This is a genomic window from Alteromonas sp. NFXS44, from assembly GCF_040148705.1.
Classification (GTDB): Bacteria; Pseudomonadota; Gammaproteobacteria; order Enterobacterales; family Alteromonadaceae; genus Alteromonas.
Genome location: NZ_JAGDEA010000001.1, coordinates 548,292 through 572,253 on the forward strand (window position 1 = coordinate 548,292; position 23,962 = coordinate 572,253).

Genomic DNA, 23,962 nt, shown 5'->3' on the forward strand with positions numbered 1-23,962 from the left:
TTACATCCACGGTAATGTGGGGATGATGTGACATTTTACAAGATAGTGAGTGTGATATTATAGCAATTGTTTATGAAATAGTGCTGACAGTTACAACCTGACAAAATTATCCAGCGGAGCGGGGTGGGCAATTGCAAAGCCCTGAGCGAAATCCACACCAATGGCACGCAGGGATTCCATCGCCAGCGCGCTTTCTACGTATTCGCCGACTGTCGACATGCCAATGGCCTTGGCCACATCATTGATAGACGACACCAGTACCTTATTCACCGGACTGGTATGCATGTCCTGAACAAAGCTGCCATCAATTTTCACGCAGTTAACAGGCAAATCCCGTAAATAGCCGTAGGACGAGAATCCGGTACCAAAATCATCAAGGGCAAATTTACAACCTAACTGTTTAAAGGTGCGGATAAATTCTAATGTTCTGTCCATCTGCACAATGGCGGCCGTTTCAGTAATTTCAAAACAAATTTTACTGTAAGGCACATTGTGTTGCTCAAACGCTTTCAGGATTTGCAGTTTCAGATTTTCATCTGCCAGCGCTGTGCCGCACAAATTGATATTGCACTGGGCAAGATCAGCCAGTTGAACGGGATGGGCTCCCAGCCAGCTGAGCGTATGGGTAACAACCCAATGGTCGATGAGGGGAGAAAGGTCGTATCTTTCCGCTGTCGGCAGGAATGCCGCCGGTTCGTATATCTGGCCCCGGTCTCCCTTCATGCGCACAAGAATTTCGAAGTAATCTCCGCCGGCTTCCGTTTGCAGAGGCATGAGCGGCTGGTAATAAAGTTCAAAGCCGCCGGACTGCAGGGCAGACTGGATGCGTTTTACCCAGTCGAGTTCTTCGGTGTAACGTTGCAGGGCTTCATCATTGCCTTTTAACTGATGTATGCAATTTCTGCCGTTCCGCTTGGCCATATAGCAGGCATTATCTGCCAGACTTAACAGATGCTCCGCACTGGCATCAATTTGATCGCTGTTCACCATACCGATACTGACACCCAGGTTGAATACCTGGTTATCCCAGACAAACCGGTAAGCCTGCACCGCATTCAGCATCTTGTTACCACACAAGAATGCTGATTCTTCAGTTTCGGTTGTATATAGAGCCGCAAATTCATCGCCTCCCAGCCTGGCCAGCAGGCCCCGGTTGCCTAATGTGGATTTCAGCAGGCCGGCAACTTCTTTGATTAGTCTGTCACCTGCTTTATGACCACAGGTATCGTTAACTGTTTTAAATCTGTCCAGGTCGAGGTATTGCAGAATAACCGGCGGAGAGTCTTCTGTACGTGCCTGCATAGCACTGGCCAGTTGCAATTCAAATTCTCTGCGGTTCATAGCGCCGGTGAGGGAATCGTGGCTGGCGAGGTATTGCAGGCTCAAGTCCATTTCTTTGCGGCTGGTGATATCAAATACCGAACCGTAAAGGTAAATATCGTCACTTTCCCGTTTTAACTGACAGGAGAGTGAAAACCAGAACTCACTGCCATCAGTCCGCGTACCGCGGATTTCTTTTCCCAGAATCACATTTTTCTCAAGCAACTCGGCGACCAGGGCTTTACGGTCATTTTCATTGGCATAGAAGGTGGCTGTGTTGGTGACAGATTTGAGCATATCGCCTTCACTGTCATAGCCAAATACGGCACACATAGCAGGGTTTACTGTTTTTAGCTTGCCATCAAGGGTAGACGTATAGAGCCCTTCTGCGGCAGTGCGGAACAGGTCGTAAAAGCGCTGGAGATCAGATATCCGGCGGCGCTGGGTAGAGAGCTGATCATCACTGACGGTACGCTCCTGTATTTCAGCACCAATTCCCAGTGCCATCACCGACAGCACCACGATAAGGATTTCCGGGACCGGTGAAACATCGTCAAAAGATATCCCGTTTACCATGTTGGTAAAACAATGGGTAAACGCCACCATGAACAGTCCCCAGGCCAGCAGGTAAATGAAGGTGAGGGACTGAATACGGCGATCGCGATATATCAGTGCTTCAAGGGCAAACAGAGTGGTAAATACAGGCATTGCAAAGCAGCCTGTACTGAACGTGAAGAACGGATTACCTAATGCCAGTGCGGCAATAGCCAGTGCGCCCAGGACGATACTTTGCATAAGGAGAACACGCTGAGGCACGCGGGTGAAGAAGTGGCGGGTCAGTTTCGACAGAACAAAACACACCATCAGCATCAGCAGAGTGAATATAATTTCAAAGTGTTGTTGCAGGCCGCTGGTAGTAACCAGTTCCCCTTGTACCCATACCAGAATCAACAGGCAATTTGCGGCCAGTGCTGACAACCAGAATCTGCTGCGGGTTTGTTTATACAGCCAGGTCAGCAAAAAGTAGCCGAACAGAACGGTCAGTGAACCCATGGTAAGGCCGAAAAGAAGTAAGTTATTTTGTTGCCGCTCTGCCAGCTTCCGGGTGTCCCATAAATATACCGGAAATGCACGGATGCCATGATCCTTCAACCTGACAGCCAGTGTGGTAGTGACGCCGGCCTGTAAGGTAACAGGAATAACCAGTGCGCCCTGCCGGTAATACTCTGCTGCCGGTTCAGATGCAGTTAAAAAAGTGGCGCTTAGCAGGTTGCCACGGGCGTCCAGCGTGTAGACACCGGCCTCATCAACGCCGGGCTTTTCAATACTGACTACCAGTGACGATGCACGGTCGAGAACGGAATGGACATCAATGAACTGCCATAATGCCTGGCCCTCCTCAAGGGGCATCAGTGAATCGCTGACAGGCAGGTTTGAGCGGTTCTTCAGGACTTCTGAGGGAGTGAGGTTATCGCCGGCAACGTAAACAGTTACTTCAGCATTCAGGTTGACTGAAACAAAGTCGCGGGAAAGGAGTTTATCGGCGGCGAGACTGCACAGCGGACTGAATAACAGCCCGGTAATTATCAGTAACACTGTGACAATAAAATTGCCGGCTCCCGCCCGCTCAGCACGTCTCATTCCCTGCTCGCACCATCTTTTTTTGATTGTTTTTTATACTAATATAAACCTTGCAGGATCACGAATGCTATTTTGAGTTGATGTGCTGCCATAAAGTGTCTGTATTACTCGCGACGCCGCCAGCGGGCTCCAGCCACATGGCATCACATAACCATTCAATGCAAAGGAGAAAACGTAATTCTCCCGCAGAATAAATGACCTGCATACGATCAGCGCCCCATTCAGGAGGCTGGGGCACAGCATCCAGTAGTGCACCTAACCGGTTAGCAAACCGGGTTGCTCTGGCCGGTGTATCAGGCAAGGGAAACGCCAGTAAAATAAGTTCGTCCTGCCTGCTGGCTTGTTGCTTCAGAGCTTCTGCTGTTAACTGCTGCACGACAGCATTCCTCCCCGTGGTTGTTTCGGCGGTGTACTGAAAGGGTGGCTGTCCCATCGCGTATCGAAAGGCGAAATACATGCCTCCAGCAATTGTTCACAGGTTGTGAAATCGCCGCTTTCTGCATCTTCAATGGCTTGTTGTAGAAGATGGGTTCGCGGGATTACCGCCGGATTAAACGGGCGGATATCCTCAGGCTGCGTCGACTGCTCAAATCGTAATGAACGGTAATTTTGCCACCAGTTATCAAACGTCTCACGATCAACAAAATCATCACGTAGCGGACAGCGTGAATCTGAAAGGTTTGTAAGTGCCAACTTTCTGAAAGAATATGTGTAGTCTGACTGTTGCTGTTCCAGCATATTAAGCCACTGATTAACGACTGGCATGGATGAGGGAAAGGTGCTTTCCAGTCCGATCCGCCGGCACATCGCATTGCCGAACTGACTGATAAACGCCGGTTCGTAGCGTTGCAGAGCAGAGCGGATTTCGTCTACGGAACAATGGTCAGAAAAGCAGTGCGCCAGTACATTCAGATTCCAAAGGCCAATACCAGGTTGCTGATCAAATGCGTAGCGTCCCTGATGATCAGAGTGGTTAAAGACGGCATCAGCCTTAAACCCGTCCATACATGCATAAGGCCCGTAATCGAAGGTAATTCCGTGCACAGACATGTTGTCGGTATTCATCACGCCATGGACAAAACCGTGAGTTTGCCACAACGCAATCAGCCGTGCGGTTCGTAAAGTGATGGCCGTGAGCAGGGCCTGGTGAGGATTTGCGGCATCGAGGCATTCCGGGAAGTGGGTAGCCAGGGTGTAGTCAAACAGTGCATTGAGCTTGTCTTTTTCGCCGCTGTGGAAGAAGTATTCAAAATGCCCGAAGCGTATATGGCTCGGGCAGGTGCGGATCATCATCGCTCCCTGTTCCGGCTGCTCCCGGAAAACGGTTTCTGCGCTGCTGAAGAGGCACAAACTTCGTGATGAGGGAATACCAAGGGCATGCAATGCTTCGCCGCCAATATATTCGCGGATCGTTGAGCGTAATACCGCGCGGCCGTCTGCGCCTCTGGAATAAGGTGTCGGACCGGCGCCTTTGAGGTGCAGGTCTGTTGCTTTGCCTTCTGTATCCACCGCTTCTGCCAGCAGTAAGCCGCGGCCGTCGCCAAGAAAAGGGTTCCACTGGCCAAACTGATGACCACCATATTTCTGAGCCACTGCGCTTTCGCAAAGTGCTGAGCTTTCATCCGCCAGTAATCTGGTAATGTGATTATCTGTCCACCATGCCTCAGGCAGGCCCAATTGTGCCGCCAGTGGCCGGTTCACCAGACGCAATTGTTGTTGCTTAAGCACTGCCGGTTTTACAGGGGAAACCATGGATGACAGTGCGCTGGCATAACTGTGAGTAAGCTTCATGGGGGCCTTAAGAAATTCGGGAAAATTAGTCTGATGTGTTTTGATACTGATTTCCAGTTAACATCAGGCTATGTAGATTACTAAAAATTAATTATAAACTCAGCCCCGGAAGAGAGCGTAATCAATAATAATTCCACTAACCACGGCAATCCCACTCAACAAGGAGTATTGAGACGTGTTAACGATTCATCATTTAAATAATTCGCGGTCGCAACGGTTACTCTGGTTACTGGAGGAGCTGAATGTTGAGTACAAACTGGAGAAATACCAGCGGGATGCGAAGACGGGCCTTGCGCCGGTGGAGCTGAAAGCGGTACATCCACTTGGCCGTTCTCCGGTTCTGACCACTGAGAATGTGTCTTTGGCAGAGTCCGGTGCCATTGTTGAATACGTGGTGCGGCATTACGGAAATGGCGCATTTGCTGTGCCGGAGGAAGAAAGTAGCTATCAGCAATATCTGTTCTGGCTGCATTTTGCCGAAGGCTCCCTGATGCCTCCCAGAGTGGCGATGCTGGTGTTCTCAAAAGCAAAACAGAAAGTACCGGCGCTGTTAAGACCACTGGCGAAAAAAATCCTCGATGGCATTATGGACGCTTACTACAAGCCGAATCTTATCCAGAGTTTAAAATTCACCGAGTCCCATCTGCAGAATCATGCCTGGTTTGCAGGTACGGAACCTACCGGCGCTGATGTGCAGATGCTGTTTCCGCTGGAAACACTGGTTGCCATGGGGCAGGCTGATGATTATCCGGCCATTAAGGCGTGGGTGAAAAAAATCCATGACCGGCCTGCCTATCAGCGGGCGCTGGAAAAAGGCGGTGAGTACCATTACGCCTGAGGTTTCAGACCTAACGGTGTGCCGGCTCAGTCGTTCAGGGTACTTTCCAGATAGTCATTTATCATCTGCAGGAACGCTTCACCATAGCGTTCCAGTTTGGTTTTACCCACACCGCTGATATCGAGGAAATCGTTAACCGTAGTCGGGGTTTTCGCCGCCATATCAGCCAGCGTAGCGTCACTGAAAATGACGTAAGGCGGTACGCTGTGCTCTTCAGCCAGTGATTTACGCAAATGCTTAAGGCGCTTGAACAGTGCTTTATCGTAAACAGCGGGCGCTTTACTTACCCGCGCATCAGGTTTAAAGCTGAGCCTCGGTACTGCCAGTTCAAGAGGGACTTCCCCTTTGAGTACAGAACGGGCATTCTCGTTCAGTCTGAGCATGGCACCGGCGGTTAAATCGACTCTCACCAGACCTTTATGGATTAACTGGTTGATCATACTGTGCCAGTATCCGTCCGGCTTTTCTTTACCAATGCCATAGGTGCTGAGCTGGTGGTGGCCGGCTTCCTGAATGCGCTTCAGTGCTTTGCCCCGTATCACGTCGATAACATACTGCGAACCGGCCTGCTGATTAAGGCGTAAAATACAGGACAGGATTTTCTGGGCGATAACCAGCCCGTCAATCAGCTTCGGCGGGTCAATGCATATATCGCAATTGCCACAGGCGGTATCACTGTACTGAGAAAAGTAATTCAGCAGCACCTGACGGCGACAGGTTTGCGCTTCGGCAAATGCTTCCATTGACGCAAACTTTTGAATTTCCACGTCCAGCCGGTCCGTTGCTTCTCCCTGCTCAATCCACTGACGTACTCTGGCGGCATCTTTTTCATCGAACAATAGCATGGCTTCAGACTCCAGCCCGTCACGTCCGGCCCGGCCTGTTTCCTGATAGTAATTTTCAATACTTCGCGGTACATCATGATGCACCACGTACCGCACGTTAGATTTGTTAATGCCCATACCGAAGGCCACGGTGGCAATGACAATGTCCACCTGATCATTCAGAAAACGGCGCTGAACATATTCCCGCTCGTCAGCATCTTTACCGGCATGATAGGCGGCACAGCTGATGCCTTCGCGGTGTAGTTTTGCATGAAGGTCGTCCACTTTCGCGCGGCTGTTGCAATAAATAATACCGCTGCCATCCTGCTGTTTTACGTAATCCCGTACCTGGTCAAAGGCTTTATATTTGGGCATGACACGGTAGCGGATATTCGGCCGGTCGAAGCTGCCTTTGTATACAAACGGATCCTGCAGATTAAGCTGTACCAGAATATCGGCTTGTGTGGCTGCATCCGCCGTGGCGGTTAATCCTATTACCGGAATAGAAGGAAAGCGTTGTTTGAGCAGACCGAGAGCACGGTAATCCTGTCTGAAGTCATGACCCCAGTGAGACACACAGTGCGCTTCATCCACAGCAAACAGTGAAACCGTTTGCGACTGTAAAAAAGACATCAGCCAGGGAGTGAGCAATTTTTCCGGCGATACGTATAACAGTTGCAACGTGCCCCCGGTAATGCGGCTGAGTACCGATTGCTGCTGTTCCTGATCCTGTGTGGAGTTGATGTACGCAGCACACACCCCGGCTTCCCGTAATTGTTCGACCTGATCCTGCATCAGTGAAATCAACGGAGAAACCACTACCGCAACCCCTTCTCTTACGAGCGCAGGGATTTGGTAACAGAGCGATTTGCCGCCACCTGTGGGTAATAGAACCAGAGCATCCCGGCCATCAACCACCGCATTGATAACGGCTTCCTGGCCGTCTCTGAATTTGTTGTAGCCGAATACCTTCGACAGCACTTCAAGCGGTGTCGCAGTATCGCTTTCCGGCAATTTTTCAGGGGTGGGGGATTCGATAATCGTCATTGCCGGGGGATTTTACGTGTTTTCGCGCAAGTGTTCACGGCATTTGCAGTACAGTTTGCTATATGTTGTTGTGTTAGCGGAAAAAAAAGCTAACATCAGCAGCATCGAATGTGAAGGAGAGTAATATGGCTGAACCGTTACCCGATCTGATTGAAGAACTCGTATCAGAGGCGCAAAACGACGATCCCGCTGCCGTATTAACCACACTGGCCAGTGAGGACGATGTTTCTGTTGCAACAGTCCTCGAATCGTTACCGGTAGAGCACCGGATTGCCACCTGGGAAGGCTTGCCCCGGGACAGAAAAATCGACGTGCTGGTGGAAATGCGTAGCGATCCGCGGGAAATCCTCATCGACGCCACGCCTGACAGTGAATGGTCACTGATGTTTGCCGACATCGAAGCTGAATCACTGCTGGAACTGATGGATTCACTGCCGTCACGGTTGATTGATCTCGCATTTAAAGCACTGGATACCCAGCAACAGGCATTCTTCCGTGAAGCGACACAGTTCAGTGATGATGAAATCGGTCACTGGCTCTCCCACGAACAACTGGTATTGCCTATCAACGCAAAAGTACGTGATGCATTGCGGCTTATCCGCCGTAATGTGCCGGGGCACTGTGACACCCTTTTTCTGATCAACCGCTCCGGTCAGTTTTCAGCAGCGGTAAAGCTAACCAAAGTGTTCGGCGCGCCGGAGCATGTGCCTCTGGTGGAGTTGACGGTTGAGAATATGCCTGTGCTTAAGGGGACCGACGATACCACCGCGGCGTCTTTGCAATTACAACGTTCGGGCTTTGCATCATTACCGGTGGTGGATGACAGCAATAAGTTACTGGGACGGCTGGATGTAACGTCTGCCAGTGAGCTGGTGAATGAAAATTATGAACGTCAGGTGATGGCATCTGCCGGTATGGATGAAGACGAGGATTTATTCTCGCCTGTCGCTAAGAGTGCCCGCAACCGTGCACTCTGGTTGGGTATCAACCTGCTCACAGCGTTTCTGGCGTCCTGGTTTATCGGTATGTTTGAAGGCACGTTACAACAGGTTGTGGCACTGGCGGTGCTGATGCCGGTGGTTGCCAGTATGGGCGGTATTGCCGGCAGCCAGACACTCACACTGATTGTCCGCGGGCTGGCACTGGGGCAGGTCACCAAAGCTAACTTCCGTGCCCTGATGATGAAAGAGCTTAAAGTTGGCGGTCTGAACGGCGTGATCTGGGCTATCATCATTGGCATAGTGGCGTCCTTCTGGTTCTCAAGCGCGGCGCTGGGCGTGGTGATTTGTCTGGCAATCCTGGTGAACATCGTGTCAGCAGCCCTGGCCGGTGTCTTTCTGCCTGTGTTGCTGGAAAAGCTGAATATCGACCCTGCGCTCAGCGGCTCGGTGATCCTCACCACCGTGACCGATATTGTCGGATTTGTTGCCTTTCTTGGCCTGGGTACCCTGTTTCTGCTTTAGCGCCGGCAGACCATCATAAGTGGCCGGCATTTTACCGGTACAGACTTGCTTCGGTTTGTACCGGCAGGAGACAATGTCACTTTCTCTTCTAACAAGGAACGTCATTGAACGACTTGCAAAGCCTTGCAGCATCCTGCGCTACCCGTACCGGTGTAATTTGTGCCATCGCGGCCTACATGATGTGGGGCGTAGCGCCGGTCTATTTTAAACAGCTTCAGGTTCTGCCGGCCATGGATGTGCTGATGCACAGAATTATCTGGTCTGCGGTCATTCTGCTGGTGTTAGTGCTGGCCCTGAAGCAGGGGCCAAAGGTGATGGCAGCACTGCGCAGCCGCAAAGTGATGCAGGTGCTGTTTTTTGCGGGTTTACTACTGGGAGCAAACTGGCTGCTTTTTATCTGGGCGATTAACAACGACCATTTGCTTGATGCCAGCCTGGGTTACTATATCAATCCGCTGATCAATGTGTTCTTCGGCCGTCTGTTTCTGGGTGAAGTATTGCGTCCGGCGCAGAAAGTGGCGGTTGGTCTGGCTGCAACCGGCGTCACTATTCTCATTGTGACTTATGGTCAACTTCCCTGGATTGCGCTGGTGCTGGCGATGACTTTCAGTGTGTATGGTTTGCTGAGAAAGAAAGTGGCGGTGGACTCATTGCCCGGACTCTTCATTGAAACAACCCTGTTGTTACCTTTCGCGCTGATTTACTGGGTAGGTTTTGCCAGTGAACACAGCAATATGTTGCATAATGACTGGCAACTGAATGCACTGCTGTTTGCGGCGGGTATTGTAACTACTGCGCCATTGCTGTGCTTTACTGCCGCAGCCCGCCGTATCATGTATTCCACGCTGGGGTTCTTCCAGTATATCGGACCGTCAATCATGTTTATGCTGGCGCTGTTTGTTTACGGCGAGCTCTTTGATATGACCAAAATGGTGACATTTGTTTTTGTCTGGCTGGCTTTGGTGATATTCAGTACCGATTCGTTGCGGGCCTACCGTCAGCAACGTAAAAAGCTTCAGATTGCGCGGGAGCAGACCTGATTCCTACCCTGAGATTTGGCGGTGTACAGCAGTTTGTCTGCATCGCCGAGCAGGGTTTCAAGGTTGTCATCAAAAGCACTGATTAAGCCGATACTCGCTGTCACACTAAGCAACTTATCTTTGTAGAGTACCGGGGTTTCCGCAACTACTGCGCGGAAATTTTCCATCCGCCTGAGGGCATCTTCAGGCGCCATATCAGACAGATAAATACAGAACTCTTCACCGCCGAACCGTGCTGCCGGTACGTCGTTGAACAGTGAGCTGATTAACTCTGCCACCGTTTTCAGTACAGCATCACCGGCATCGTGGCCATAGGTGTCATTAATGCGTTTGAAATGGTCCAGGTCTACAAGGGCCAGTGACTGGCGTTCCACATGCTGGCGATAGCGGGTGGCTACCGTATAGAAAAAATGACGGCGGTTTGGCAGGCCTGTCAGATAGTCAGAATTGGCGACCCTGCGGATGGTTTCCACGCTCTCCAGCAATTCAAGGTTTTGCATCACTCTGCACAGAAACTCTTCGTGACAGAAGGGGCTGCGCAGAAAGTCATTAGCGCCGCTTTTCAGGAATGTAGCCGGCAAAATACCGGATTTTCCGGATGCAATACCGATAATCGCCATTTCTTCTTTTGCGTATGCGCGGCGTAATTCCGCAATGTACTGAACGCCCTGGTCATCATCAATGGTATAGTCGATGAGCATCAACTGAATGTAAGGGTGTTCAGCAAGGTGCTCCTGTGCCTGTGCTTGTCCGCTGGCTGAGTAAACCAGAAAGTTATGACGGCGGAGCAGGGAAACCATGGCCTGACGGCTGCTGCGCTTGTCGTCCACCACCAGTACACCCACACTTTTGTTTTTATCGAGTCTGGCCAGAAGCCGGCTCAGATAGTCATAGATCTGATGATTTTCCTTCACCAGATAATCCACAATTTCTCTGCTGAGTATCGCTTTGCGGGTATCGTCGCTGGCGTTGTCGGTAACGACAATGGTGGGCACAAAAGCATTGATGGTGAAATCAATGGCTTCTCCGTGAGGGGCATCAGGCAGCGCATAGGCTACGACGGCACAAAGATACTCTTCAGGCATAGATACAGAAAAGCGCATCTGTGCCTCGCTGAGAGAATTTGCCCCTTCGGGAATTAAACCGGCTTTTTTCACCAGTTTGGACACGAGCTGCAAGCTTTTCTGGCTATTTTCAATGACCAGTACTTTTCTTTGCATATCGTGCCTCAGTTGAATGAAATCGCTGCTTAAGCGGTTAATTAAATAATATCGGCTGACCGCAGGTGAAATTTAGAGTGGCTGCAATTTAGCATAGGCCAGTACCAGCCATTTGCTGCCGAATTCGTCGAAATTCACCTGTACTCTGGCGTGATCGCCGGAACCTTCATAGTTCAGTACCACACCCTCACCGAATTTACGGTGCATAACACGCTGACCCAACTGAAACCCGGTTTGTTCAAAACTTTCGTGGGACGTCGCCCGGGAAAAGCGGTTATGAACAGGGCGGGATACCGTCGATTTTAACCGTACTTCTTCCACGCATTCCGACGGAATTTCGCGGATAAACCGCGACGCCGTGTGATACTTGTCCTGACCATAAAGCCTGCGGCTTTCCGCATAGGTAATAAAGAGCTTTTTCATGGCCCGTGTCATACCCACGTAGGCCAGACGGCGTTCCTCTTCCATACGGCCGGGCTCATCATTGGTCATTTGGCTGGGGAACATGCCTTCTTCAACACCGGCCATAAAAACCAGCGGAAACTCCAGGCCTTTGGCGGTGTGAATGGTCATCATCTGAACCGCATCCTGGTCAGTGTCAGCCTGTGTCTCACCGGCTTCCAGCGAGGCATGAGCCAGGAATGCACTCAAAGGCGTCATTTCATCGGCTTCTTCCGGCACGATAAACTGTTTACAAGCGGTGACCAGTTCCTCAAGGTTTTCCAGGCGTGCCTGTGCTTTTTCACCCTTTTCAGCCTGATACATGGCATATAAGCCGGAATGTTTGATAGCTTTGTCGGCCTGTTCTTCCAGCGGTAAATCCGCCATTGCTTGTTCAAGATCGGTTATCAGTACAATAAAACTCTGCAACGCCTTAGCTGCACGGCCTTTCAGGGAACCGTCGGTGAGTAATAGATTGCTGGCCTGCCACAACGAGCAGTTGTGCGCTCTGGCTGTCTCACGAATAGCTGACAGCGTTTTCTCACCCATGCCCCGGCTGGGTGTATTAACTACCCGTTCATATGCAGCGTCATCGTGTGGGTGGTTAACCATGCGCAGATAACCCAGCGCATCCTTAATTTCCTGGCGTTCGAAGAACCGCAGACCACCGTAAATCCGGTAGGCCAGACCTTCATGTAACAGCGCTTCTTCCAGTACCCGGGACTGGGCATTGTTGCGATATAAAATGGCACTTTCACTCAGGGCATTACCTTTCTGCAGCCAGCTTTTAATTTGCGACACAATAAAGCGGGCTTCATCCAGTTCGTTGAAACCGGCATATACAGATACCAGCTCACCGTCAGCACCGTCTGTCCAGAGCTCTTTGCCGAGCCGGCCTGTGTTGTTGTCGATCACCGCGTTTGCTGCTTTCAGAATTGTGCTGGTGGAGCGGTAATTCTGTTCGAGACGGATGGTTTCCGGCTTCGGGAAGTCCTTCAGAAACTTATGAATATTATCGACATTTGCACCCCGCCAGCCATAAATTGACTGATCGTCGTCGCCCACAATCATGATGGTGTTTTCGCCGGTGCTGCACAGCATGCGAAGCCAGGCATACTGAATGTTATTGGTGTCCTGGAATTCGTCGACCAGTACCGCACGGAAACGTTTTTGGTAGTGAGCCAGAATCTCCGGATTACGGGCCCACAACTCATGTGCCCGCAAAAGCAGTTCGGCAAAATCAACCAGCCCGGAGCGATCACAGGACTCCTGGTAGGCCGCATAAATATCGCGCATCTTCTGCTGGGTATGATCGTTATGTGTATCGATGTGCTGAGGTCTTAAACCTTCATCTTTGTTGCCATTGATGTACCACTGTACCTGTCTTGGCGGCCAGTGCTTCTCATCCAGATTCAGCGCTTTCAGAATACGGCGGATCAGCCGGAACTGGTCGTCAGAATCCAGAATTTGAAAATTTTCCGGCAAGCCGGCTTCGGCGTGATGTGCTCTGAGTAGACGGTGCGCCAAGCCGTGGAAGGTACCCATCCACATGGTGTGCATGCTGCGCTTCATCAGATGTTCAATCCGGCCGCGCATTTCCTTGGCTGCTTTATTCGTGAAGGTTACCGCCAGAATTGAAAATGGCGCGATGTTCTCTACTTCCATCAGCCAGGCGATACGGTGAACCAGTACCCGTGTTTTACCACTACCGGCGCCTGCAAGCACCAGCATGTTCGACTGAGGGGCAGCAACGGCTTCGCGTTGTTTGTCATTTAGGTCGTCGAGAAGTAAAGATACATCCATCGGGCAGATCACCAGCGTAATTAATTTCAGACCGGCAGATTATGCCAGAGCAGGCTGTGAATTTATACAGTAAGGAAAAGGGAATCACTATTCTACCGTGCCATGTGACTGATGTTAAAAAGAAGTATCGAAATTAGACTAAAGGCTAAGTGTGCGGAAAATATACACTTTGTTAAAGTTTACCTGTACAGTGCTATTCACACAGGAAATAGTATTCAAGTTGTCGGGTGCATTGCGTTAATAAAGTGGCTATGCGCGAAGAGTGGTAACGTTGCTCCGCCGCGCCTTAAATGACGGGATAGTCATGGATTACAATGTAGATAACGAAACCATTGATTTCGATAAACTGATTATCGAAATTTATGACGCAGCACTAACCCGAAAATGGGGCAGGGTGCTGGCGCAGTGCAATAAAGTGTTTCTGGCAAACAAAACATTTCTTGTTCTGCGCGATGTGATCAACGACAGAGAAGTTGCCTGGCGTATGAAGACCGCCGGTGACGGTTGCCCGTCCTTTCCCCCTGAAGTGGATTTATCTTCGCTTTCCGCCCTTAAGCCTTTTTTCTTCCGGCTCCATGAAGGGGATATCTTTGATACCTGTTCACCTGCATTTCGAAATTCAGAACATTTTACTGCGATTGCAGGGAAAGTACTGACCCCGCTGGATGCAGAAAAAACACTGGCAGCGCTGGTATTACGGGACGACCGCTACGAAGCATATCTTGGCGTATGCCGTCCGGAGCATGATGACGATTTTTCGAAATACGAAGAAGTTGCTTTCAAACGTTTAGTGCCGCACTTTGTCCGTGCAGCCCGTTTCTTCCGTGATGAAGAAATATTTCGCCAGCAAAGACAACTGGCGCAGGGCGTTTACGAACACATTAAAACGGCGTTTGTGGTCTGTGACAGCCAGTTAAGGGTGCAGGCCTGTAACAGTCAGGCAGAGCACTACCTGAATTCAGGCAAGGCCGTAGGGCTTAACAAAAATCGTCTTGTGTTTGCCATGCAGCACCAGCACAGCCGCTTTTGCGATAAAGTTCAGGCCTGTCTCTCCGGAGCAGAAAAGGAGGAAGTGGTGCACGTTGTTGATGATAATGTGGATGTGATTGAAATTTTTAATATTCACAAGCTTTCATCACAAGCTAGAGAGGAGCGGCGTGAGCCGCTAGCGGTTATTAATATTGTATCCAGAGGAAAGCCGGACTGGCAGAACATTCAGTCTTGCTACGCGCTGAACAAGCGGGAAGTATTGATCGCGCGCATGCTGTATAAGTGCGCTTCTTACCTGGATATTGCAGCGGCTGCGGGACTGACCACCGGGGACGTGGAAATTCAGGTACAACGTCTGATAAAAGCCATGGGCGTTAAAAATGAAGAAACCCTTATTGATAAACTGGCCATGTTTTCCGGTACCGCACCGAAGTTCGCTTAATCTATCGGCCTGTAATTAATCTGTTGTCGTGGTGCTTGTAGTAAGAGGAGTAAACGCTCTTGCCTTGCATGGTGTTTTCGGACACTGGTTTGCACCATCTGCTGTAAAGTACGTATGAAATGCATATCTTCGACTCCGGAGCTTGCGAGCAGTGCAACTTTTCAAATCCCGCGAGGCATCTTCCACCGATGCCACATCCCTGACAGACTTTTCTTTGCTGGCGTGGTGGCAAATCCTTAAACGCACTTACAGCAAACAAAATGCACATAATTTATCGCTGGTCGCCGCCGGAGTGGCTTTCTATTTCCTGCTCGCCGTATTCCCGCTGCTTACTGCCGTTATTTCTCTGTATGGTTTGCTGGTCACACCAGAACAGTTGCAAAGCCACATGGCGCACCTGGTGGACGTGGTGCCTGCTGACAGCCGTTACATTGTTGAGGAGCAACTGACCAAACTCACCGGAAATTCTGACTTTGCGCTCAGTTGGGGGGTCTCTCTGAGCTTGTTGCTGACAATCTGGAGCAGCAGTAAAGGGGCGAACGCGCTGATCACGGCGTGCAACATTACCTACAACGAACCCCACGGCAGAATGTTTCTGAAAGGTTTACTGGCGCGGCTGGTACTGACCATCGGCATTATTGCCTTCGTGATTGCCGCATTACTGTGTATTTCTGTGTTGCCCGAATGGATAAGCTACTTAGCCGGTTCTGTACTCAACGAAAAGGCGGCAACCTGGCTCACCTGGCCTGTACTTATATTCCTGTTTAATATCGCTCTGGCAGCACTGTACCGGTACGGACCTCACCGGAGACCGGCAAAATGGCGCTGGGTAACCGTGGGCTCGGCGTTTGCTTCGCTGGTGTGGGTGATTGCGTCCTTTGCGTTTTCTGTGTATCTGAACGAATTTGCTTCGTATAACAAAACCTACGGCTCACTGGGAGGGATTGTCATCCTGCTGATGTGGTTCTATCTGAGTGCTTACATCATCTTGCTCGGCGCGGAACTCAATTCAGCTACCGAATACCAGACCGATAAAGACAGCACTGCCGGTGAGGAAAAGCCGAAAGGAGAGCGGGGGGCTTACGTGGCTGACCATTCCCCTTCCGATAGTCAGACGAAGTGATCAGCACGCGGACAAAAAAATGGAGCGCATTAAGCGCTCCATGTGAGGTATTCAAAGGGGATGATTGCTACTAGTTGAAGTAACGGTCCACTTCTTTTTCAGCTTCATCGCGGCTTTTGCCATAAGCTTTCTGAATTTTGCCTACCAATTCTTCACGGCGGCCATCAATTTTATCTACATCATCGTCGGTGAGTTTTCCCCACTGTTGCTGAACTTTACCTTTTAACTCTTTCCAGTTACCTTCGATACGATCGCTGTTCATATCTTTCTCCTGTTTCAAGATTTAATGATGTTACAAAATTCTGTCAGGACCGGTTTAACGGGTCCGGGCATGGTCTGTCTGACGCACTGTGCAATCTACTTATTGCGAAGTCTTACGCCGGCAGTTACCCATATACAATCAACTCTTATTCCAGTTTTCTGGTGCTGAGAATAAGTCTCTGAATTACGGTTGTTATTTTATATTCCTTTTCGCTATAGCCGTAGAGAGCGGGCAGGCGTAGGATGTAGAACTTTCACGGTGCCGGCCAGTGATTTCACGGTCTGCGGTGATATTGAAATTTTGTAATGTGCGATCGGTTTGCCGGTGATGTGAGTAGAAATTTATGTCGTTGAACGATAATCCTCACCGGTTGATAACATGGTGCTTGATCTGTGACGATCAGCCCTTATCTTTCAGGCTTATTTCGGGGCCTTTAAGCTTTCACACACTTACGCCAAACCAGGAACACCTATGCAAGTATCAACAAGAAACGCCGGCTTCTGGCTTACGCTTAAAAGCGAAGCGCAGCACATTGCTGACAACGAACCTCTGCTGGCGAGTTATATACATGCATGTATTCTGACCCATCATAATTTTGAGTCTTCACTGAGCTTTATTCTGGCGAATAAAATGGCTGATGATGTGATGCCGGCCATTGCTATCCGTGAAGTGTTTGATGAAGCCTACCTGCTTGACCCGTCCATTACGGAAGCGGCCATTGAAGACATCAAAGCCGTGTTTAACCGTGATGCTGCGGTGAAAGATTACTTAACGCCTTTGTTATATTTCAAAGGCTTTCACGCTGTGCAAACTCACCGTATGGCGCATTACCTTTGGCAGCGGGGCCGTCATCAGCTGGCATTGTTCTTACAAAGCCGGAATTCAGAGACATTCGGTGTCGATATTCATCCGGCTGCAAAAATTGGTAAAGGGGTGATGTTTGATCACGCTACCGGCATTGTGGTGGGTGAAACTGCAGTGGTAGAAGACAATGTCAGTATTTTGCAGAGTGTAACGCTGGGCGGGACCGGTAATGAATCCGGCGACCGTCATCCGAAAGTGCGCCAGGGCGTGTTGGTAGGTGCCGGTGCAAAAATTCTTGGTAATATTGAAATTGGTGAAGGGTCAAAAGTGGGAGCAGGCAGTGTGGTGCTGAACGATGTACCGCCTCATGTGACTGTGGTAGGTGTGCCCGCTAAAGTCGTGGGTAAACCGGCCTGTCAGCGCCCCTGTGATTCAATGCGCCAGAATTTCCTCGAAGACAGCGAAGCTGCAACCGGTAAATAGTTTTCCTGCACGGTGCACAGCAGTGTCGTCCTGAAGTCGTATGCTGTGCTGTCAACGGCGTTTACTGTCAGGTAAACGCCAGCAATTCATCCAGCGAAGATAATTCCACATGAGGAAGCAACGTGGCTGCCTCACGGTTCAGGATCATGTCGCGGTTTGCTGCAATCCATGCCGCCTGATATCCCGCTTTCACTGCACCCATAACGTCTTTTTCCAGGTTATCACCCACGTGTAAAATCTGGCCCGGCGCTAACGACAGCATCGCCGCCGCTTCATCGAACATATGAGCAGACGGTTTGGCCGGACGGGTCACACTGGCGTGCAACACCACGTTAAAGTACACAGACAGTCCGGTTTTATGCGGATCAACATTACCATTGGTTATCGCAATCAGCGGTATTTTCTCTGCCAGTTGAGCCAGTACGATGTGAACGCTGTCATCCAGCGTGAAATCGCTGCGGGCGTCATAAAAGCAGTCAAAACACGCTTTCGCGGCTGCCTCCAGTGCTTCAGGATCCTGAATATCATGTTCCAGCGCCTGCCTGAGTGTATGCATACGCAACTGACCCATATCTGAAGCCAGCGCGGGCTGTGCCTTGATCAGACCCCGTTTTATATCTGTCCATTCCTGCGGCGAAAGCTTTGCCGTTTGCGGATATTCCGCAGCAATATAACGCTTAAGGGTTGCTTCTGCCCGTTTGATAATGGGGTCATTGTTATAAAGGGTATCGTCCAGATCGAAAGTCATGGCTTTCACTGGTGCTACAGGCCGGTAAAATCGCATGGGACCTCGGTGTTAATTAATAAGTTATTTCTTCCGGGCACGGGGATGCGCGTTATCGTACACCTTCGCCAGGTGCTGGAAATCCAGATGCGTATAAACCTGCGTGGTTGATAAGTTCGCATGACCAAGCAATTCCTGAACTGCCCGCAGATCACCGCTTGATTCTAATACGTGCGTGGCAAAGGAATGGCGCAGTTTATGAGGATGTACAGTCTGATTCATATTCTGAGACTGAGCTAACTGATTGAGACGGTTTGCCACCTGACGGTTTGAGATCCTCGTCCCCCGTTTGCTCACAAACACGGCCGGCTCATAGGGCGATGCATACTGGCCCCGTACTTTTAGCCAGGCATTCAGGGCTTTGGTTGCCGTGCGTCCAAGTGGCAGAATACGCTGCTTATTTCCCTTACCGGTGACTTTAAGCGTGCCGTCGCCCTGATAATCAGCCAGGCGCAGGCCGGTCAGTTCATTCAGGCGTAACCCGCATCCGTAGAGTAATTCGGCCATTGCCATATCGCGGCATTCTATGCCTTCATCCTGTGGCGAAGACAATAGTTGTTGCATGTCATCCACACTGATTTGCTTTGGCAGAGGCTTGCCCTGCTTCGGCGCCTGAATACCCTCAACGGGGTTGCTGAACAGTTGTTCGTTACGCATCAGGTAATGACAAAATGTTCGCAGGGCAGAAAGCTGTAACGCGATGGAGCGGGCGTGCTTGCCCTGTCGTTTGGCGATGGCCATGACCCGCTTAACATCTGAAGGGGTCAGTCCTGACCAGTCTTCAAGGGCCAGTTCGGTGGCAATGGCGGTAAGCTGGCGGCGATAATTGGAAACGGTATGCTCCGATAATCCCCGCTCGATATCGAGATGCAAAAGAAATTTGTCCAGCCATTGCTGGCATGCATCACTGAGGCGAGGTTCGGGCGCCGCCGGTTGCATTAATATCCCGGCATGCCCGGCATGGTAATGTTCAGCACTTCCTGCAACTGTTTCAGCAGCAGAGTATCCATATCCGGCGTAAAGTGGGAGGCATCGTCAGAGCCTACTGCCAGAATACCCATATCGTGATTATCACCCAGTAAAATCAGTGCGACAGATTCTGCGGTTTCTTCACCGAAGATCACTTGCCTTTCGTGCTGGCTTAAACGGCCAAAGAAGAAGGTGCTGTCTTTAAAACGTTTTTCGATGATGAGTCTTCGTTGAAGTTCCTGCATGGCATGAGGGCCTTTAAACAGTTGCAACACCACAGAGTGAAGATTAAGACGTTCCTGCAGAACAGATTCCAGTTTGTACTGGATTTCCGAAACAGATTTACAGCGTAACAGTTCGACATTCAGGTCCGTATAAACGCGGTAAATTTTCTCGTTTTGTTTGGCCACGCCAATGAGCTGGTTCAGTTTGTAATTTAGCTGACGTACCTTTTTGCGAAGCTGTTCGCTCTGGCGTTCAACTAATGATACTGCCCCTTTTTCCTCATGAGGAATCACCAACCGTTCAAGAATGTCCGGATTATTGGCGAAAAAGTCCGGGTGCTTTAATAAAAAAGCACGCACTTCTTCTGCTGTCAGTCCGAACGCTTCGTCGTAATTGGGTTCCAGTGTTACCGGTCTTTTACTTTGACCTGAAGCATCACTCATAGATTAATCTGTCCGTCGTAAATGTGCTCAGCGGGCCCGGTCATCTTGAGTGCCGAGTCCTCGCCCTGCCAGCGAATACGTAAACTGCCGCCGGGTAAATCTACCCTGACTTCCTTATCTAATTTTCCCTGAACCTGTCCGACCGCTACAGCGGCACATGCGCCGCTGCCGCACGCCAGGGTTTCCCCTGCGCCACGTTCGAATACCCTGAGCTTCACATGGTCTTTCGACAGTATTTGCATAAAGCCAACGTTCACCCCTTCCGGAAAACGTTCGTGACGTTCCAGTAACGGGCCGACTTCATGCACACCGGCGGTATCGACATCGTCGACTTCCATTACACAATGGGGGTTACCCATGGAAACGGCGCCTAAAAATACTGTACGTTCCTCAACACGGAAAATGTAAGTCTTTTCCTGTTTATTGGCGACCAGAGGTACTCTGGCTGGTTCAAAGTCAGGTACACCCATGTTCACGGTGACCTGTCCGTCTTTTTCCAGGTACAGCACCATCTTTCCTGACTTGGTGCTGACCTTAATTTTATTGCGGTTGATTAACCCTTTCATTTTGACGAAACGGGCAAAACAACGGGCTCCGTTTCCACACTGGGAAACTTCCGAGCCGTCTGCATTGAAGATGCGGTAATGAAAATCCTGTTCAGGATCATAGGGAGGTTCTACCAGCAACAGCTGGTCAAAGCCAATACCAAAGTGCCGATCAGCGAGTTGCTGAATCTTCTCCTTTGAAAAGAAAACGTTCTGGGTAACGTTATCGATGACAACGAAGTCGTTGCCCAGCCCGTGCATTTTGGAAAATTGAACTTGCATTAAGCGCACATCTTTCTTATTTGTATTTCTCTAGTTTACGTAAGTTTGCACTCACCTTTCCAGAGATCTTTTTGATTTTCTCGTTCACGCACCACAATTACCTGGTCACCATCCACCATAATTTCCGGCGGGCGGCAGCGGCTGTTGTAGTTTGAGGCCATAACAAAACCATAGGCGCCGGCGCTGCGAACCGCCAGTAAGTCCCCCGGTTTTATTGCCAGTTCACGGTCTTTACCAATGAAATCACCGGTTTCACAAATCGGTCCCACCACATCGTAAATACGTGGTGTAGCATCGGTTTCCTGCTCAACACGTACGATGTTCTGCCAGGCTGAATATAACGACGGGCGGATTAAATCATTCATCGCAGCGTCAACGATGGCGAAGTGCTTTTCATCGCCTTCTTTCACGAATTCAACTTCAGTGATCATAATGCCGGCATTTGCAGCAATAGCGCGGCCGGGTTCCATGATCATCTTTAAATTTTCGCGGCCAGCCATCTTTTCTACCATGGCGGCGGCGTATTCTTTCGGATGGGGCGGAGTTTCGTTATTGTAAGTCACGCCCAGGCCACCACCCACATCAAGGTGGGAAATGGTAATACCTTTAACGGCAAGCTCATCAATGAGCTTTAATAATCTTTCAAGGGCATCAACAAACGGCTCAATAGAGGTCAGCTGAGAACCAATGTGGCAGTCCATGCCTTTTACTTCAAGGTTTGACAGACTGGCGGCCAGTTCGTAAGTCGCAACGGCACGTTCGCGGGGAATACCAAATTTATTCGCTTTCAGTCCCGTGGAGATATACGGGTGAGTTTTGGCGTCCACATCCGGATTAATACGCAATGAAATAGGAGCTTTTACGCCCATTTCTGCGGCAACGCTGTTAATGCGCTCCAGTTCCGGCTCAGACTCAACGTTGAAACACAGAATGCCTTTCTCCAGCGCATAACGAATTTCTTCAGGCTTTTTGCCTACACCGGAAAATACCACTTTCTTTGCATCACCACCGGCTTCCAGTACCCGTGCCAGTTCCCCGCCGGATACAATGTCAAAGCCTGAACCTAATTTTGCCAGTACGCTCAGCACGCCTAAGTTTGAATTGGCTTTTACGGCGTAACAAATCAGGTGAGGGTGTCCGCCCAGTGCCTGGTCAAATGCATGCCAGTGACGCTCAAGGGTGGCGCGGGAATAAATATACGCAGGTGTACCGTGTGCTTTAGCGATGTCAGATACTGCTACATCTTCAGCAAACAGTCGCCCGTTTTGAAAAGCGAAAAAATCCATTACTGAGTGTCTCCGGATTGGTCAGCGGGTGTTCCGGCTGGAGTTTGCTGGTTGTCCTGAGACTCTTCTGGAAGATAGAGTGCCCCGCGATAGCCGCATGCTGACAGACCACTAATGAATATCAGCAGCACGAGTAAAAAGAAGGGTTTTCTGCGCACAACGAACCCGCATAGAAAGACTAAAATTGCTGCTATGATGGCACTGCGGTGCTAAATTGCAAGCGTCAATAAACGCTCTTTCGTTTTATCGCCATATTCCACTTGTTCCCACAGTGCATCGCACAGAGAACGGGTGTCACTGAGGTCACCCTGTTTCAGCCAGTTGATCAGCAGTGACGGGTCCTGAGGGAACTGAATGGCCTCATTTTCAGGTGCATCCAGCCACTCTTCCACAATGTCAGTGTCGAGCTGAAAAAGGGAATGACATAGTCCCATTTTATCTAACGTGAGTACGTTCGATAATTGTTCAAACTGGCCGTGTAACGGCTTAATCAGCAGCTTTTTGCCCAGATGTAATGCTTCACTGGACAGCTCAAAGCCGCCGTTGGCAATCACACCGTTGCAATGCTGTAAGTGATGCTGAAAGCCAGCCTTGGAAGGGGGGTACCAACTGATATGGCCACTTTCGTAATGGCCCTTGATTGACGGGTGGTAGCACACAAATTGCTGGTCTGTTAACGGCTCCAGCATCAGGCGGATGTCATCCACGTGTTCAAAAGGCAGATAAACCAGAACATGACTCTTTGACGGTGAGGCCAGACGCTCATCTGCGACAAATGGCGGCACGATGGGCTGGTTAAAGTGAAACCAGTGTACGCCCAGCTGTACCTGCGTGGGTGCAAAGTATTTCAGGATGAGCTTATTGATAATACCGTCGCCGGCTTTCGGGACGGTATAAGTGAAACATGCCTGATGGCTGATAGAGATAGACGGCAGTCCCGCATGTTTTGCTGCCCAGGCGGTGACCGGTTCAAAGTCGTTGATAAGAAGGTCATATCCGGTGACATCAAAGTTACGCACATCCTGCCAGAACTGACCGGGGCGGTTTGCTTTGAGTGTTGCAATGCGGTCTACCTGACCGTGACTGGTAATAAAAGTAAGACCACGGAAGGTGCGGTACGGACCAAATACCTCCATGTCGAAGTACTTGTCTTCATCCCGTCCGGAAAATACAAAATCAACAGTGAAATCGTCACGCTGTGCAAAAGCTGCAGCCATGATGCGTGCGCGGGCAATATGACCGTTGCCGGTCCCCTGCACGCCGTAAAGAATTCTCATACTACCCCAGTATCATTAAGCTCGCAGAAGCAATGGTTAAGCCCAGAAGTGCACCGGCTATCACGTCGGTAGGGTAGTGCACACCCAGCAAAATACGGGATAGTCCAATCAGCGCAGCCCAGCTGTAAGCCAGAATGGCAAAAGGCGGATAAAAATGCGCTACGATGCTGGCCATCAGCCAGGCCGCGGCGGTGTGGCCGGATGGCAGACTGAATTTATCTGACGGCGTAACGTGGGCCGTGAAGTTATTCAGTAAATCGCAGGGGCGGGGACGTTTGAACATACGTTTCAGTACCACATACACCGGCAGTTCGAGTCCGTAGGCCATCAGTGCGGTATACAGGAACAGCTCACCGTGTTCAGGCTCGAAAGCCCACAGCAGCATACCGATGATGAAGTACAGATAGCCGTCTCCGGTTTTTGACAACCAGATAACGCCGGTACAGTTACGCTTTTGTGTGAGTCGGTAAAGCCAAAAAAACAAATCAGTATCAGCTTTGGTCAAGGATTTCCGGTTCAGCACGGCCCTGGCCTCATTACAATTGATTACAATATAAGCTAATCAGCATGTGTGAATCTGCCGTGACAAAAAAAAGAAACCTTTATGACAGGCCGCAGA

The 23,962-nt window shown here is 50.2% G+C and carries 21 protein-coding genes; 6 read left to right on the top strand and 15 right to left on the bottom strand.

The genetic code is table 11. The features are described from left to right. Window positions 1-90: 90 nt before the first annotated feature. From J3369_RS02380 to J3369_RS02390, 3 genes are all read right to left on the bottom strand, one after another. Window positions 91-2,961 (bottom strand): EAL domain-containing protein, encoded by a 2,871-nt coding sequence (locus J3369_RS02380; RefSeq protein ID WP_349583370.1) that lies wholly within the window; start codon window positions 2,959-2,961, stop codon window positions 91-93. 67 nt (window positions 2,962-3,028) lie between these two features. Next, window positions 3,029-3,337, bottom strand: coding sequence for a hypothetical protein (locus tag J3369_RS02385; RefSeq protein WP_349583373.1), 309 nt, complete (start codon window positions 3,335-3,337; stop codon window positions 3,029-3,031). After that, window positions 3,325-4,752 (bottom strand): protein adenylyltransferase SelO, encoded by a 1,428-nt coding sequence (locus J3369_RS02390; protein WP_349583376.1) that lies wholly within the window; start codon window positions 4,750-4,752, stop codon window positions 3,325-3,327. The genes J3369_RS02385 and J3369_RS02390 overlap by 13 nt, the downstream gene beginning before the upstream one ends. A 175-nt stretch (window positions 4,753-4,927) precedes the next feature. On the opposite strand from J3369_RS02390, the gene J3369_RS02395 reads away from it, so the two are divergent. Next, on the top strand, window positions 4,928-5,590 hold the full coding sequence (locus tag J3369_RS02395; RefSeq protein ID WP_349583378.1) for a glutathione S-transferase: 663 nt from the start codon (window positions 4,928-4,930) through the stop codon (window positions 5,588-5,590). A gap of 26 nt (window positions 5,591-5,616) precedes the next feature. Here the strand turns inward: J3369_RS02395 and recQ are convergent, their stop codons facing one another. Next, complete coding sequence (gene recQ, locus J3369_RS02400) at window positions 5,617-7,461, bottom strand: DNA helicase RecQ (protein ID WP_349583381.1); 1,845 nt, start codon at window positions 7,459-7,461, stop codon at window positions 5,617-5,619. Between the two features lie 125 nt (window positions 7,462-7,586). On the opposite strand from recQ, the gene J3369_RS02405 reads away from it, so the two are divergent. Both J3369_RS02405 and rarD read left to right on the top strand, forming a co-directional pair. Beyond that, complete coding sequence (locus tag J3369_RS02405) at window positions 7,587-8,924, top strand: magnesium transporter (RefSeq protein ID WP_349583384.1); 1,338 nt, start codon at window positions 7,587-7,589, stop codon at window positions 8,922-8,924. 113 nt (window positions 8,925-9,037) lie between these two features. Further along, a complete protein-coding gene (gene rarD, locus J3369_RS02410; RefSeq protein ID WP_349583710.1) occupies window positions 9,038-9,964 on the top strand; it encodes an EamA family transporter RarD in 927 nt (308 codons plus the stop codon). Here rarD and J3369_RS02415 read toward each other — a convergent pair. Together J3369_RS02415 and uvrD are read right to left on the bottom strand one after the other, a co-directional pair. Further along, window positions 9,940-11,184 carry a GGDEF domain-containing response regulator gene (locus tag J3369_RS02415; RefSeq protein ID WP_349583387.1) on the bottom strand — a complete coding sequence of 415 codons (1,245 nt, stop codon included), beginning with the start codon at window positions 11,182-11,184 and terminating at the stop codon, window positions 9,940-9,942. The genes rarD and J3369_RS02415 overlap by 25 nt on opposite strands. Before the next feature lie 72 nt (window positions 11,185-11,256). Beyond that, entirely contained in the window at window positions 11,257-13,428 is a 2,172-nt protein-coding gene (gene uvrD / locus J3369_RS02420; protein ID WP_349583389.1) for a DNA helicase II, read from the bottom strand. 304 nt (window positions 13,429-13,732) lie between these two features. Between uvrD and J3369_RS02425 the strand changes: the two genes are divergently transcribed. Then, the gene (locus J3369_RS02425) at window positions 13,733-14,860 is read left to right on the top strand and encodes a hypothetical protein (protein WP_349583391.1); all 1,128 of its coding nucleotides are present in this window, start codon (window positions 13,733-13,735) and stop codon (window positions 14,858-14,860) included. Between the two features lie 151 nt (window positions 14,861-15,011). Beyond that, complete coding sequence (locus J3369_RS02430) at window positions 15,012-15,983, top strand: YihY/virulence factor BrkB family protein (RefSeq protein ID WP_349583394.1); 972 nt, start codon at window positions 15,012-15,014, stop codon at window positions 15,981-15,983. A 70-nt stretch (window positions 15,984-16,053) separates the two neighbouring features. Here J3369_RS02430 and J3369_RS02435 read toward each other — a convergent pair whose 3' ends face one another. Continuing rightward, window positions 16,054-16,245 (bottom strand): CsbD family protein, encoded by a 192-nt coding sequence (locus tag J3369_RS02435; RefSeq protein ID WP_119499797.1) that lies wholly within the window; start codon window positions 16,243-16,245, stop codon window positions 16,054-16,056. 471 nt (window positions 16,246-16,716) lie between these two features. On the opposite strand from J3369_RS02435, the gene cysE reads away from it, so the two are divergent. Beyond that, a complete protein-coding gene (gene cysE / locus J3369_RS02440; protein WP_303573561.1) occupies window positions 16,717-17,532 on the top strand; it encodes a serine O-acetyltransferase in 816 nt (271 codons plus the stop codon). 67 nt (window positions 17,533-17,599) lie between these two features. Here cysE and J3369_RS02445 read toward each other — a convergent pair whose 3' ends face one another. The 8 genes from J3369_RS02445 to J3369_RS02475 are packed head-to-tail and all read right to left on the bottom strand — an operon-like array spanning window position 17,600 to window position 23,848. Continuing rightward, entirely contained in the window at window positions 17,600-18,316 is a 717-nt protein-coding gene (locus J3369_RS02445; RefSeq protein WP_349583398.1) for an HAD-IA family hydrolase, read from the bottom strand. 24 nt (window positions 18,317-18,340) lie between these two features. Then, a complete protein-coding gene (gene xerC, locus J3369_RS02450; RefSeq protein ID WP_349583401.1) occupies window positions 18,341-19,255 on the bottom strand; it encodes a tyrosine recombinase XerC in 915 nt (304 codons plus the stop codon). Further along, a complete protein-coding gene (locus tag J3369_RS02455; protein ID WP_349583404.1) occupies window positions 19,255-19,953 on the bottom strand; it encodes a DUF484 family protein in 699 nt (232 codons plus the stop codon). Before J3369_RS02455 ends, xerC begins: the two co-directional genes overlap by 1 nt. Then, window positions 19,950-20,780: a diaminopimelate epimerase gene (gene dapF, locus J3369_RS02460; RefSeq protein WP_349583407.1), complete on the bottom strand. Its 831-nt coding sequence runs from the start codon at window positions 20,778-20,780 to the stop codon at window positions 19,950-19,952. Before dapF ends, J3369_RS02455 begins: the two co-directional genes overlap by 4 nt. A 35-nt stretch (window positions 20,781-20,815) precedes the next feature. Then, window positions 20,816-22,066: a diaminopimelate decarboxylase gene (lysA, locus tag J3369_RS02465; RefSeq protein WP_349583409.1), complete on the bottom strand. Its 1,251-nt coding sequence runs from the start codon at window positions 22,064-22,066 to the stop codon at window positions 20,816-20,818. Next, window positions 22,066-22,224, bottom strand: a complete 159-nt coding sequence (lptM, locus tag J3369_RS22015) for an LPS translocon maturation chaperone LptM (RefSeq protein WP_368411702.1) — start codon at window positions 22,222-22,224, stop codon at window positions 22,066-22,068. Before lptM ends, lysA begins: the two co-directional genes overlap by 1 nt. 51 nt (window positions 22,225-22,275) lie before the next feature. Further along, window positions 22,276-23,343 (bottom strand): MJ1255/VC2487 family glycosyltransferase, encoded by a 1,068-nt coding sequence (locus J3369_RS02470; RefSeq protein WP_349583412.1) that lies wholly within the window; start codon window positions 23,341-23,343, stop codon window positions 22,276-22,278. A gap of 1 nt (window position 23,344) precedes the next feature. After that, on the bottom strand, window positions 23,345-23,848 hold the full coding sequence (locus tag J3369_RS02475) for a phosphatase PAP2 family protein (RefSeq protein ID WP_442858437.1): 504 nt from the start codon (window positions 23,846-23,848) through the stop codon (window positions 23,345-23,347). Between the last annotated feature and the right edge of the window lie 114 nt (window positions 23,849-23,962).